The sequence below is a fragment of the Pseudoalteromonas sp. bablab_jr010 genome (genome assembly GCF_016464105.1).
In the GTDB taxonomy this organism is placed as follows: domain Bacteria; phylum Pseudomonadota; class Gammaproteobacteria; order Enterobacterales; family Alteromonadaceae; genus Pseudoalteromonas; species Pseudoalteromonas simplex.
In genome coordinates this window covers 42,119-54,882 of the sequence record NZ_JACDWV010000141.1, presented here as the reverse complement: position 1 = coordinate 54,882, position 12,764 = coordinate 42,119, and the positions used below count along the sequence as shown (strand labels likewise).

The 12,764-nt window shown below is 40.3% G+C and carries 11 protein-coding genes; 4 read left to right on the top strand and 7 right to left on the bottom strand.

Translation table 11 applies throughout. The features are described from left to right. Positions 1-65: 65 nt before the first annotated feature. Together JIG37_RS13155 and JIG37_RS13150 are read left to right on the top strand one after the other, a co-directional pair. Positions 66-332 (top strand): hypothetical protein, encoded by a 267-nt coding sequence (locus JIG37_RS13155; RefSeq protein WP_054553723.1) that lies wholly within the window; start codon positions 66-68, stop codon positions 330-332. After that, on the top strand, positions 332-1,105 hold the full coding sequence (locus JIG37_RS13150; protein WP_054553724.1) for a Zn-ribbon-containing protein: 774 nt from the start codon (positions 332-334) through the stop codon (positions 1,103-1,105). The genes JIG37_RS13155 and JIG37_RS13150 overlap by 1 nt, the downstream gene beginning before the upstream one ends. A 56-nt stretch (positions 1,106-1,161) precedes the next feature. Here the strand turns inward: JIG37_RS13150 and syd are convergent, their stop codons facing one another. Continuing rightward, positions 1,162-1,701, bottom strand: coding sequence for a SecY-interacting protein (gene syd, locus JIG37_RS13145; RefSeq protein WP_054553725.1), 540 nt, complete (start codon positions 1,699-1,701; stop codon positions 1,162-1,164). 59 nt (positions 1,702-1,760) lie between these two features. Here syd and queF point away from each other — a divergent pair, with 59 nt between their 5' ends. Next, a complete protein-coding gene (gene queF, locus JIG37_RS13140) occupies positions 1,761-2,606 on the top strand; it encodes an NADPH-dependent 7-cyano-7-deazaguanine reductase QueF (RefSeq protein ID WP_199529530.1) in 846 nt (281 codons plus the stop codon). 69 nt (positions 2,607-2,675) lie between these two features. Here queF and JIG37_RS13135 read toward each other — a convergent pair whose 3' ends face one another. Together JIG37_RS13135 and JIG37_RS13130 are read right to left on the bottom strand one after the other, a co-directional pair. After that, positions 2,676-3,710, bottom strand: coding sequence for an isoaspartyl peptidase/L-asparaginase (locus JIG37_RS13135; protein ID WP_054553772.1), 1,035 nt, complete (start codon positions 3,708-3,710; stop codon positions 2,676-2,678). Between the two features lie 125 nt (positions 3,711-3,835). Then, positions 3,836-4,540 carry a SapC family protein gene (locus JIG37_RS13130; RefSeq protein ID WP_054553727.1) on the bottom strand — a complete coding sequence of 235 codons (705 nt, stop codon included), beginning with the start codon at positions 4,538-4,540 and terminating at the stop codon, positions 3,836-3,838. A gap of 243 nt (positions 4,541-4,783) precedes the next feature. On the opposite strand from JIG37_RS13130, the gene JIG37_RS13125 reads away from it, so the two are divergent. Further along, positions 4,784-5,494, top strand: coding sequence for a DUF6445 family protein (locus tag JIG37_RS13125; protein ID WP_054553728.1), 711 nt, complete (start codon positions 4,784-4,786; stop codon positions 5,492-5,494). Positions 5,495-5,531: 37 nt separating this feature from the next. On the opposite strand, the gene JIG37_RS13120 is transcribed toward JIG37_RS13125, so the two are convergent. The 4 genes from JIG37_RS13120 to zwf form a co-directional block, all read right to left on the bottom strand. Beyond that, a complete protein-coding gene (locus JIG37_RS13120; RefSeq protein ID WP_199529529.1) occupies positions 5,532-7,043 on the bottom strand; it encodes a tryptophan halogenase family protein in 1,512 nt (503 codons plus the stop codon). A 76-nt stretch (positions 7,044-7,119) separates the two neighbouring features. Then, on the bottom strand, positions 7,120-9,717 hold the full coding sequence (locus JIG37_RS13115; RefSeq protein ID WP_199529528.1) for a TonB-dependent receptor: 2,598 nt from the start codon (positions 9,715-9,717) through the stop codon (positions 7,120-7,122). An 818-nt stretch (positions 9,718-10,535) separates the two neighbouring features. Further along, positions 10,536-11,246 carry a 6-phosphogluconolactonase gene (pgl, locus tag JIG37_RS13110; RefSeq protein ID WP_138600000.1) on the bottom strand — a complete coding sequence of 237 codons (711 nt, stop codon included), beginning with the start codon at positions 11,244-11,246 and terminating at the stop codon, positions 10,536-10,538. Positions 11,247-11,251: 5 nt separating this feature from the next. Next, the gene (gene zwf, locus JIG37_RS13105) at positions 11,252-12,724 is read right to left on the bottom strand and encodes a glucose-6-phosphate dehydrogenase (RefSeq protein ID WP_054553730.1); all 1,473 of its coding nucleotides are present in this window, start codon (positions 12,722-12,724) and stop codon (positions 11,252-11,254) included. Positions 12,725-12,764: the final 40 nt, after the last annotated feature.

Genomic DNA, 12,764 nt, shown 5'->3' with positions numbered 1-12,764 from the left:
TACGCGCGCACTGCAGCCCATATACTGCGGTGCTTTTTAGTCTTTATAAAAGAGTTTATACAAAAATGAATGCCGTTGTATTTGATGCAATTAAAACCCTTCTTGATGAAGGTAAAACCCCAACAGTTGCCTTAACTAAAAGTAAGTTAACCCAACCTATGCCGATGCCTGTGATCATCGCTGCGGTTAGCCAATATAAAAACAACCCGGATTCAATTAATAATTTCATCAATAACCCGTCAAATGAACAACTGAGTACACCAAAAGAAAGCCAATTGGATCGTATTGAAGCTAAATTAGATAGGTTATTAGCACTGCTTGAGAAAAAATAATGTTTGTTGTCGATCTGACTTTTGATTGCTACCAAGATACTACCCTAGAGCTTGCTGAGCAGGCGATAAACCGCCTAGTGAATGCGCTTCGTTTTAACGGCCAAATAATTGGTGATGAATTTCCAACGGTTTTAAAAGATGGATTTTTCATTACTCGTGTAATGTGCCCAACCGAAGATGCGATGCATCCGCTCAACCATAGCCCGTTTGTAAAACATAGCATTGAGCAATTAAACACTGCAGGCTTACTGGCACCAAAAGTTAAAGTGGTCGGCCAAGACATTCACTCAAATGGCGCAGACATGTGTCATGATCCGTCGTGCTATATTTTGTATACCACGTACGTGCACACCTGTAGCCCGCTTTATTGTGGTGATGACTTTTTGCCTGTGCCGTTATTTCGCATTCCAGCCATTGCCAATGGCGATTACAAAACACTCATTAAATGGCAAGAAGACTGGCAAGCGTGCGATCAAATTCAGATCAATGGTGCAACCCGTTGTGAATTTCCTGCGCTTGAAGAGCTAACTAGCATCAAGAGTGACTTATACCGCCGTGGTCGTGATATCACGAAACGTATTAGTTTTCTAACCAAGAAGCCGGTTTATTACTATTTATACCGTGTAGGCGGCGTTGATAAAGAGTCAGAGCTTAAACGTCGTTGCCCAAGCTGCGATGGCGAATGGAAATTACCAGAGCCATGGTTTGGCTTATTTGATTTTCGGTGCGAGCCCTGTGGCATTGTTTCGAATATTTCGTGGGACTTTCAATAATTTAATAAAGGCAATAATACACGAAAGGGGCAACCGCCCCTTTTTACTTTTTAAGCTTACACCGTTACTTTGTCTAAAAACTCACTGATGCTTTTCGCTAGCACATGATGTGGTTTTTTACCCACATACTCTAAGCAAACCTCACCGCTTTCGACTAATACAGTGATCAGCAGATCATCTTGCTCTGTAAGACCAATAAATACGGTTTCTGGCTGCTTTAGCTTGCGCTTCATTAACACGTGACCGGTAATATTTTGCTGTAAGCGGCTAAAATCATCTTCATTCCATGCTTGTAACAGTTCAATGTGATGATCATCAACACTCAATAATAAATTACCCGCATAGACATGACCAAACAATGGGCTTAAATCTTCAGGAAACGATAATTCGAGTGCCTTGGCTAAGTCTTCTAAACTGCCAGCAGGTTGTTGTGGGGTTGCACACCACTGAATAAGCCCCTGCTCATCGACTTCACCCTGCTCACAGGGACTTGGCCATGCTGTATCATGTTCAATAACAGGAAGCTTTCCTGTGCGTTCGAGGCATTTTTCACTAAATGCTTGATGTAACTTATCTAGTTTTGTAGAAACAGACATACTGCGAAACTCATTGGCTTTAGGTATAATGCCGCCATTGTAACTACAAAAGTGTAAAGATGACAGATTACAGCAACTCACCCGAACTGAAAAACACTGTTCTTGGTAAAAGCACAGAGTATGTAGATACCTACACACCCAGTTTACTGTTTCCTATTGCCCGTAAATTAAACCGTGATGCATTAGGTGTTAGCGAAGATAACTTACCGTTTAAAGGCCAAGATATTTGGACTGGCTATGAATTATCGTGGCTAAATAGCAAGGGTAAGCCAATGGTCGCTGTGGCAACGTTTGTATTTCCTTGTCAAAGCAGTCACATCATTGAGTCAAAGTCATTCAAATTGTACCTAAACAGCTTTAATCAAACACGTTTTGAGACGCCGGATGACGTACATCAAGCACTGAGCAAAGACTTATCCGATGCGGTAAATGCACCGGTGATCGTTACTTTATACCAAGCTGATGATTTCAATTGTTTGCCATTTTCAGCGTTACCGGGCGAATGTATTGATGATCTGGATATCGAAATCACTAGCTATGATATTGATGCCAGCTCACTTCGCCATAATGGTGATGAGATTGTCTCAGAAACCCTACATAGTCACTTACTAAAATCGAACTGTTTGATCACCTCACAGCCTGATTGGGCGAGTGTGATTATTCGTTATAAAGGCCAAGCGATTTGCCATGAAGCCTTATTAAAATATTTAATTTCGTTTAGAACTCACAACGAATTTCATGAACAATGTGTGGAGCGTATTTACTGCGATTTAATGCAGCAGTTAAACCTCGAAGAGCTTGAAGTGTATGCCCGTTATACACGCCGTGGCGGTTTAGATATCAACCCTTATCGCTCAACGAATCAAGATGAAACACCTTTCAAGGTAAAAATTAATCGCCAATAACTTTGGTGGCAATAAAAAACCGAGTTGTGAAACTCGGTTTTTTATTGCCTGAAGATTCGTTACAGGTAATTACTCGTCTTTAAAAATACCCACATACGTTGGTGATGTATTCGATTTACTCGCACGATACATACCAGCGGTGTTAAACGGCAAACTGATGTTACCTTTAGCATCAATGATGATCACACCACCAGTTCCCCCTACAGGCATTAATACATCGTGGATCACTTCGTTACCTGCTTCCACAATGGTTTTACCTTGGTATTTTACGCGAGCACAAATATCAGCTGCCACATTGTAGCGAATAAAATACTCACCATGACCTGTCGCAGATACTGCACATGATTCATTTTCAGCAAAGGTTCCTGCACCAATCACAGGTGAATCACCCACACGACCAAAACGTTTTGCTGTCATACCACCTGTAGAGGTACCTGCGGCGATATTACCGTTTTTATCAAGTGCAACCGCTCCAACAGTGCCCATTTTGTAATTAACTGGCAGGGCTTTGTGTGCAGCTTGGTAGTCTTTGCTGGTGACTTTTTGTTTATCGAGCTTTTCTTTTGCTTTTAATAACGCTTTGTAGCGATTTTCAGTATCGAAAAGGTTGTTTTCAACCAGCGGCATACCTTGAGTTTTTGCAAACTCTTCGGCACCTTGACCGCTGAGCATAACATGCACTGATTTTTCCATCACTAAGCGCGCCAAGTTAATTGGGTTTTCAATGTGCTTAACCCCAGCAACAGCTCCTGCTTGGCGTGTACGACCATCCATAATCGATGCGTCAAGCTCATGTGCACCGTCATAAGTATATACAGCACCGCGACCAGCGTTGAAATACGGCGAGTTCTCAAGCACATTAATTGCCGCAGTAATGGCATCTAGGCTCTCACCGCCTTTTTCGAGCACAGCATAGCCTGTTTCAACGGCTTCTTTTAGTTTTGCACGGTAAGCTTTTTCTTGCTCTGGCGTGAAGCGGCTTTTTTCAATTGTTCCAGCACCACCATGAATAGCAATAGCGAAAGGTTGATCACTACTATGGCTGAAAGTACTAAATGATAATGCGCTAAGCGCAATGGCTGAGGTGAGTAATGTTTTTAACATAGGGGCACTTATATTTATTTTAGTTTGTAAGCCCAATGTGAATAATTCGTCGCTGGTTTTCAAGCTTTAACAGACGAAAGAAACAAAAAAAGCGCCTAATGGCGCTTTTTTTCAGCAGTTTAAAATTAAGCTTGAGCTGCTTTTAAACGTGCTAAACGTGCTACTTGGTGAGTAGACGTTAAGAAAGAGTAGATAGGTGCTAAGTAACCACGCTTACGAAGGTCTAAGAACTCTTCATCACTTAGTGAGTTAAGTTTTTTCTCATCAACAAGGTAGATACCGTTGATGTCTTTTTTCTCACCTTTGATTTCTACAGTTAGCGTTTGAGCTACTAGTAGTTCTTTGTCTGCAAGGTACTTAGTGAATGCTTCAGTTACCTGAGAGAACTCGATGAAAGAAACAAGTGCTTCTTTACGACGCTTAAGGTACTCAGTTTCTTCACCGTTTTCGAAAAGTGCATTACCTGTTTCTTCGCTTACAAGTGGGCTTGCTTCGTCGATTACGATACCAAATTGGTCAGCTTCTGGATGCTTAACAAGACCAAGTGGGTAACGAGTCATAGACATAGGTGCAAATGCAGCTGTCCATTTGCCGTCTTGAATGAAAAGGTTTTCGCCTGGCTCTAGACCAAATAAAGCAACTGCTTGAAATTTACCTGATTCGTTGTTTTTAACAAATGCCATTGGGAATTCATTTGCGATGCGTGCAAATTCGTGTGCAACCACAGGTACTAAGTGCTGAGTTTTCATGAACTCAATGTTGATGCCATTTTGAATTTTAGTGTTGGCATGTTTTTCGTTATGTAAAGGCTGTACTTGTTGCTCCGCCATGATACTGCTCCATTAATTTTATAATATGTTTTTGCTGTTAGTGCCCAAAGCCTATAGGTTTTGGCAACAAAAAGGAAGTGAAAATTTTGTGGCAGTTTGTACATTATAAATTAACAAATTTACCCATGTTGCTAATTAACCTTAAGTGATGAAAAAACAAGCTATAAGCAAGTAAATATTATCACGCATAAGCCACTATTTTTGTTAGTATATTCCACAATTATGGAAAGACTGGGGCAAACAATGGAAGGCTATCAATTAAATAAAGACTATAAAGTAAGCCAAGTGTTTATTGGTGAAATTAATGAAGCCGTTATTATTGTTGATGACTTTTTACACAGCGTTGAGCCTATTTATCAATTTGCCACAGAGACAGCCTATTTCCAGCCTTTTGGCAGCGATGGCACTCTATACCCTGGCAAACGAGATGAAATGCCTGCGCCTTATTACCGAGCTTTTGAGCAGCTAGTTAACGAACTTTTAGAGCAAGGGATCATTACTAGCGGCGAAAATAATTTATATCTTCACCGCTGTAAACTTTCATTAGTTACTCAAAATGCGGATGAATTAAATACCTTGCAGCGTATGCCACATATTGATTCAACGGATGATAAAACATTTGCAGCAGTGCATTATTTGTCAGACAAAGAATGGGGTGGCACAGGCATATACAAATATCTGCCTGAGAATATTATTAAAGTGACAGCTGATAACCAAAATAGCGTGCATAACATGATTGCTGATACAGAAAAACACAGTGCAACTCATCAAGGCTATTTAAATGAAACAACAGCGCTTTTTGAAAAAGTGGTGGATATTGAAGCCAAGATCAATAGGCTCGTAATTTATAAAAGTAATCTATTACATAGCGCAGCTCTTTTAAATCACAAAAAGTACTGTAATGATCTAAATAACAGTCGTTTATCTATCTCCTCATTTTTTAGAATCGACTGAGTTGGCTAATACGTATTAGCCAGCTCAGTTAATAAAATTAGTACTTTTGTAAGCCAAATTTCTTTATTTTATCTAACAGTTCTCTGTGCTTAGGTAGCTCGCTTAATAGCTGATTGACGCGCTGCTGTTTAAGTTTAGCAACTTGTTGATTGTCGCTCTGCTTAGTTTGCTGTTTGGCAGGTACATAATGCATACCAAACAGTACGTATAAGTAGTTTTCTAAGTCGAACAAATCGAACTTACTGGCAAAGTCTTCGCGTACCGGTGAAAAGCGCTGCCAGCGTGCTAGGTTATTTTTTAGTTTTTCTGATAACTGGTCGGTTTTTTTGTTATCACGCCAAAAAGCCGAATCAGTTCTATCCGAAATACAGTAATGCATTTTTATAAAATCAAACGTTTGTTGCCATACATAATTCACCTGCTGATTGTATTCATCAGCAACTAAGTTAATGTCCTCTCGGGTACGCGGAAAACGTTTAGCTAATAACCCCGCAGAAAAGTCTGCAATTAAGATGGCAGTTGCTTCAAGAGGCTCAACAAAGCCTTGCGACAACCCGATAGCCACACAGTTTTTGTGCCACATTTTTTCTCTGTGCCCTACTTTCATCGGGATCTTTCGTGGCGTTAAGTGCTCAAATTTATTACCTAAATAATGATGCAATTTAGCGTGCGCTTGCTCATCGCTCATATACTTAGATGAGTAAACAAACCCCACCCCTCTTCGCTCTGTGAGTGCAATATCCCAGATCCAACCAGCTTGGTGTGCCGTAGCAATAGTATAAGGTGGTATTTCATCATCGCTTTGTGTCGGCACTTGCAAGGTGATTGCGGTGTCAGTTAATAAACTAGCTGACTTATCAACAAAGCCCACCCCTAGTTTTTGCCCAATAAAGGCAGCCGAAAAACCGGAGCAATCAATAATAAAGTCAAATTCTAAGGCGTTAGCTTCTGAGTCGATTAGATGTGTAATAAAACCTTGCTCATCAAAGCTAACATCCCTTATTTCTGCAAGCAGGTGTTTAACAGCAAAATGCTGCGTGGCATGACTTCCTAGAAATGAGGCAAACTTTTTAGCATCAAAATGATAGGCATAGCCATTGATACCGACATACTGCGGTGTTGCAATTGTTTTTGGTGCTAAATTATTTTCGCAACATGCATGCTGCTTAGAAACAAAGTCTGCGTAATCATCACCGTTACCCTCAGCAAGCCACTGCTGCGTTAACTCCTCACTAAATATATGTGGGTGATCAAATAAATGGTGGTAAAAGTTAGTACCATGCTTGTGTTTATCTAGCCAATTTACAAACTTGATTGACTGCTTAAAAGTAACATCACATTCATTGATAAAGTCACTTTCACTGATACCAAACTTTTGCAAAGAGTTGCGCATCGAAGGAACAGTACCTTCACCGACACCTATGCTGGCAATATTAGGAGACTCGATTAACGTGATCTCAATGCCACTTTGCAAAAGCGCATGACCCAAATGGTTAGCGGCTAACCAACCTGCTGTTCCACCACCAACAATTGCGATTTTTTTTATCATTTTTACTCGCCCACTTTTTACTCACAAAAAAGCCCAGTGCGAGCTGGGCTTTCTTAATTTCGTTATCTAAATCAAATTAGAAACGTAGTGATACACCTAGCTTGTAGCGTGCTTCACCTTCAAAGCTCCATGCTGGGTAGCCGTTACGAAGCTCAGGTTTAACATCTGCATCACCTGAGGCAGTACCAATTTGAATACTGTCTTCTTCAGTAATGTTAACCGCTTCAAATGTTAAGTCTAGATAGTCTGTTACTGAATACTTAGCCGTTAGGTCAAGTGTACCGTAGTCTTGATGCTCACGGTTACCATAGAAACCTGGTGCTTCACGAACCATGTACTCTGAACGCCAGTTATATGCTAAACGTACGCTGTAGAAATCAGCCTCATAGTAACCAACTAAGTTAACCGTATGCTCTGAAGAGTCAGAGAATAATTCAATACGGTCAGGGAAGTTTTCTGCAGGAGCTTCTGAATCGACGTAAGTATAATTAGCTTGGTAGCCGAAACCATTGTCAAAACCATCTTGAATTTGTAGCTCGATACCTTTAATCTCACCACCTGAGCCCGTCCCCTTAGAAGCTACTGTCCAGTCATCCTTTCCAGTGTTAGGGTCTGTTATACCAATACTTTGATTAGTCACTTCATCTACCTTAGTAAATGATGAGATATCTTTGATGAAGTAAGTAGCACTAACCATGCCGTCACCATCAAAGTAGTATTCAATACCAAAATCAGCTTGTGTTGCTTTGAATGGCTCCAGACCGATATTACCAGTAGTGATAACTTCATTACCATCTACATCATCTTCATAACCCGCTAATGATGAAGATGCAAACATGTCAGTGTAGTTAGCACGTGACATTACTTGCGCTGCTGAGAAACGTAGAATCATATCTTCAGTTAAATCAAATGCCACGTTAACACTTGGTAATACTTCGCTGTAATCAGCTTTATCAGTGCTTAGGCTGTTTGCGTAGTTACCATTCGCATCTAGTGCGAAGTAATCAGATGATGCATCTGTAGAGGTATAACGTAGGCCAAAGTTACCACGTATGCCTTCAGCAGAAAAATCAGCCATTGCGTAAAGTGAAAAATTTTCTTCATTTACTGTACCATAGCCAGCCTTATAAGCGATTGATGTATTATCAAAGCTAGTAATCGCTGCGTAACCATCAGAGAGCATTTGATCAAGGTTAGGTTTAGGTATAGTGAAACCCGCCCCTGAGGATACTGTGCCTGAATAATAATGAGATGCATCGTATGCCGCGATTGAGTCTACTAAATTCGCAGTATAAGTCTCTTGTTTAACGTCGTGATCTGCCCAACGGAAACCTGTTTTGATTGCAGTAATTGCACCAAAATCAACAGGGAATGTTAAATCAAACTGTGCGTATGTTTCTTCATCAGAGTTAGGTTGCTTTTTGAGTGCCCAACCAGCTGAAGATAGTTGTCCTTGGAAGTCATCAGCAGTGAACGACTTATTCGCAATATCAATATCAATTACGTCACCTGTCGCATCATATGTGCCCGCATAGTCTGCAGGAGTACCTAACCAAAAACCATAGTTCGCAGTGAGGTCCGTACCACCTTCTGATTGTGTGTTACCAACTCGGCCTTTAAGCTCAAAATTATCACCAGCGTATTTGAATTCAAAATCAACCGTATCCGAAGTCATTGAACCTGCACGAGCCCACGTTTGTGCCCAGCCTGGGTTTGCACCTTCACCTGAACGACGGTAGAAAGTACACGTACCATCTACATTAACTTGTTCACAAGCTGCATCTTTATCGTCAGGGAATATTAAAAATAGAGAAGTATTTGCGTTATCAGCTGAAAGATCTAGGCTCATAACATTAAGACCTAGCTCTATACTATCAGTTGGGCGATATTGGAAAACGGCATTGATAGCAGTACGTTCACGTTGTTGTTGGAATGTAGAAGGAACAATGTCACCCCAACCTACTAAAGATTCAATACCATTGCGCTGATAATTTGTTTCAGAAAATGCTGCTGAGACTAGTGCACCAAAGGTTTCTTCATCATTTTTCCAGCTATAAAGACCAGAGATTTCAGGATCTGTTTCTTCAGAGATCGTGCCGTAGTCAGCTTTCACACTTCCAAAAAGGGTATTCGCGTCAAGATCTAAAGGCTTACGAGTGTTTACGATTACCGTACCACCGATACCACCTTCGACAAGGTTTGCCTGAGATGATTTATAAACCTCAATACCACCAACCATTTCTGGTGGAAGTAATGTGTAGTTAAAGCTGCGGTCGATTGACTGTTGGTCATACCAACCTGTTGAAGCGACTGAGTGCCCATTCAGTAAAGTACGCGTTAACTGTGCAGATGCACCTCGAATAGACACTTGTTGACCCTGACCAAATGCGCGGTTAACAGCAATACCTGAAATACGGCCAAGTGCTTCGCCTACATCGCTATCAGGAAACTTACCGACATCTTCTGCAGAAACAGCATCGACAACGCTGTCAGCAAAGCGCTTAGTATTCATTGAAGCTTCAAGTGAACGGCGAATACCGCGAACTTCAATTACTTCAACATCTTCTTGAACTTTAGTTTCATCTGCTGCGTATGCAGCGCCAGTGAACCCAGCACTCATTACGAGGCCGATATTAACTGCTAATAAGCTTTTCTTAAAATTTTTAGCTAACACAGGATTCCCCTTGAATCATTTTGTTGGTTTTTTATATCACTTCTGCCCAGTGATGATGACAACGCTGTCATCTAGTAACAAACCATACACTCTAAATTACATTTGTGCTACATCTTTTTGGTTAATTTGTGCAAAAAATTTACAACGAAATAATCAAGTTATTGATATAACTAATATTTAATATTGAGTTTTTAAGAATTGTTACAAATAAACGGCGCAAATATAGCATGAGTGATATTGCAGATGAAAAGACCAAAAGGATGAGTTTTTGAAATTAGCTAAAAATTACATGTATTTTTGTAAGCTTTAGTTTCCACTGGGCATTTATTAACCATAACTAAAAGTTATATAAAACCTGTTATCTAACAATAAATTAGCTTAAAAAACTAACGTGTTTCTAAAAGCGCGCTGTCATGTACAAATTATTTTTAACTTTTTCTGGGCAGAATGAGTTAAAGGCAATGTTGAGAATAACAATCAATAACAATGACAGCGTTGTCATTTTTGATTATATAGAGCCCCTTTGTACTTGTCTAACACTTTATCGGCTATTTAAAGAAAGTGTATTTATTCAATATTGTTTGTTATACCAATTCGCTTAATTAAGTGACCTATTTTTAGGCAATAAAACCTCGTTGATAACAAGGCAAAATTTCGTTATTTAGTTGTTCTAAATCAGAAATTTTTAACGCCGTTAGCGACAGGTTTAATCCCTCAAAATGATGAAGTATTATTGCGGATTGGTATTCAAGGTGAGTATTTAAAAACAAAAAAGCGAGCATAATAGCTCGCTTTTGGCATAGAGTTTTATTGAGCGATTAAGGTGCCCAATAAACTTCAATATTGATATGTGGGTGATTCAATACAGCACGTAAAGGCATGTCAGCAACTGCACCGCCCTCTTTCGCTTGCTTGTAAACAGCGAGTTTTTCTTCACCACTAATTAAAAGCTTCACAACTTTAGAATCTGCAATCGCAGATAAAGTTAACGTCATACGCTCAGTGATTTTACCTGTTACATCGCTTTCAATGGCATTAATTGCACATACTAAATCATCTGTTGCTAGACCGTGTTCAAGACCTTCGGCATGAGGGAAAAGAGAAGCCGTATGACCATCAGGGCCCATGCCTAAAATCGTCACATCAAAAGGACGCTTTAATGCTTTGTATGCAGCTTCACATTCAGCTACACCGTTTTGCGCCGTTAATGCGTCATTTTTCATTGTCACGAAATTAGCAGCTGCGCCATGGTTTTGTAATAGCGTGCTTTTGATAAATGCTTCATTACTTTTTTCATGATCAGCATCAACCCAACGCTCATCAACCATAGCAACATCAATGCTTGCCCAATCAAGTTCAAGGTTTGATAAGTGCTTATAAGCAGGTGCTGGCGATGAGCCACCCGACACCATCAATACCGCACGGCCATCTTCTTTAATACCAGCAACAAGGCTTTGTTCAAGGCTTGAAGAAAGTTCAGCTGTTAATTCGTCTTTGTTTGCAAAGAATTTTTCAACAATTGTTGCCATCTTAATTACGCCTTATCGCCTGTGTTAAACCAAACGTGGTTGTTTTCTTCTAAAAGCTCATCTGCATCTTCAGGGCCCCACGTACCAGCGCGGTATAACGATGGTGCACCTTTTTCTTGCCAACGCTCGATGATTGGGTCAATCCATTTCCATGCTTGACGCACTTCATCACGGTGAATAAACAGCGACGGGTTGTTTGCTGCGGCATCTAACATTAAGCGCTTATAGGCATCTGAATGAAAACCATTACTGTACGCTTGCGATAACTCAATGTTCATGGTTACTGGTTCTAATTGCATCTCAAGGTTATCAAGGCGCTTAGACATCAGTGTTAATTGAATTGTTTCTTCTGGTTGCAGACGAATAACAAGACGATTTGGCTCAATGTTACCCACGTTGTCGGTATAAACGTTGTGAGATACTTTTTTGTATTCAACAACGATTTCAGCACAACGCTTTTTCATACGTTTACCAGTACGAAGATAGAAAGGCACGCCAGCCCAGCGCCAGTTATCGATGTGCGCACGAATAGCAACAAAAGTTTCTGTTTTACTCGCACCTTCGTTTAATTCTTCTAAGTAACCAGGGACGATTTTACCGTCTAAGTTACCTGGTACGTACTGACCACGTACAATGTTTGCATCAACATCTTCAGCCACTAACGGACGTAACGACTCAAGTACTTTTAGTTTTTCAGTACGGATGCTGTTTGCGTTTAGTTTATTTGGTGATTCCATTGCCACTAAACAAAGTAATTGTAGCAAGTGGTTTTGTACCATATCGCGTAATGCACCCGCTTTATCGTAGAAACCAGCACGGCTTTCTAGACCCACTGTTTCCGATAAGCTAATTTGGATGTTATCGATTGATTTTGCATCCCACAGGTTTTCAAACAATGAGTTTGAAAAACGTAGTGCCATTAAGTTTTGTACTGTTTCTTTACCTAAGTAATGGTCAATACGGAATACTTGCTCTTCTTTGAAGTATTCAGCAATTTTTGCATTGATTGCTTCAGCAGATTCACCACAGTAACCAATCGGTTTTTCAACAACAACACGAGATGTTTCTGTGATTAGACCTTTCTTTGATAAGATTTCACAGCAGCTACCATACACTGCAGGTGGTAAAGAAAGGTAAAAAACACGAGACTTGTCAGCGTCGTGTTCATCAAGAATATCTCTTAATTTGTCCCAGTCATCATCTGCTTCAGTCACATTTGATACAACTGGCACAAGGTAAGCTGAAAACGCTTTCCAATCTTTTGCGTTGTACTCACCTTTACCTAAAAAGTCTTGTAACGCTTTATGTGCTGTTTCGATGTATTCTTTACGTTTGCTTTCTTCACGTACCGTAGGAAGGATACGAGAACCTTGAGGAAGGTTGCCCTCTTGATAAGCGCGATACATTGCAGGAAGTAACTTACGTAACGCAAGATCACCGCCGCCCCCAAAAATTACGATATCAAATGGATTTAACATATATCACTCTCTACATTGGCAATGCCATGTTCATCCAATT

What these genes read in the sequence shown, in the direction of transcription:
- JIG37_RS13155 (WP_054553723.1), top strand. Translation starts at nt 66, where the DNA reads ATGAATGCCGTTGTATTTGATGCAATTAAAACCCTTCTTGATGAAGGT.
- JIG37_RS13150 (WP_054553724.1), top strand. Translation starts at nt 332, where the DNA reads ATGTTTGTTGTCGATCTGACTTTTGATTGCTACCAAGATACTACCCTA.
- syd (WP_054553725.1), bottom strand. Translation starts at nt 1,701, where the DNA reads ATGTCTGTTTCTACAAAACTAGATAAGTTACATCAAGCATTTAGTGAA.
- queF (WP_199529530.1), top strand. Translation starts at nt 1,761, where the DNA reads ATGACAGATTACAGCAACTCACCCGAACTGAAAAACACTGTTCTTGGT.
- JIG37_RS13135 (WP_054553772.1), bottom strand. Translation starts at nt 3,710, where the DNA reads ATGTTAAAAACATTACTCACCTCAGCCATTGCGCTTAGCGCATTATCA.
- JIG37_RS13130 (WP_054553727.1), bottom strand. Translation starts at nt 4,540, where the DNA reads ATGGCGGAGCAACAAGTACAGCCTTTACATAACGAAAAACATGCCAAC.
- JIG37_RS13125 (WP_054553728.1), top strand. Translation starts at nt 4,784, where the DNA reads ATGGAAGGCTATCAATTAAATAAAGACTATAAAGTAAGCCAAGTGTTT.
- JIG37_RS13120 (WP_199529529.1), bottom strand. Translation starts at nt 7,043, where the DNA reads ATGATAAAAAAAATCGCAATTGTTGGTGGTGGAACAGCAGGTTGGTTA.
- pgl (WP_138600000.1), bottom strand. Translation starts at nt 11,246, where the DNA reads ATGGCAACAATTGTTGAAAAATTCTTTGCAAACAAAGACGAATTAACA.
- zwf (WP_054553730.1), bottom strand. Translation starts at nt 12,724, where the DNA reads ATGTTAAATCCATTTGATATCGTAATTTTTGGGGGCGGCGGTGATCTT.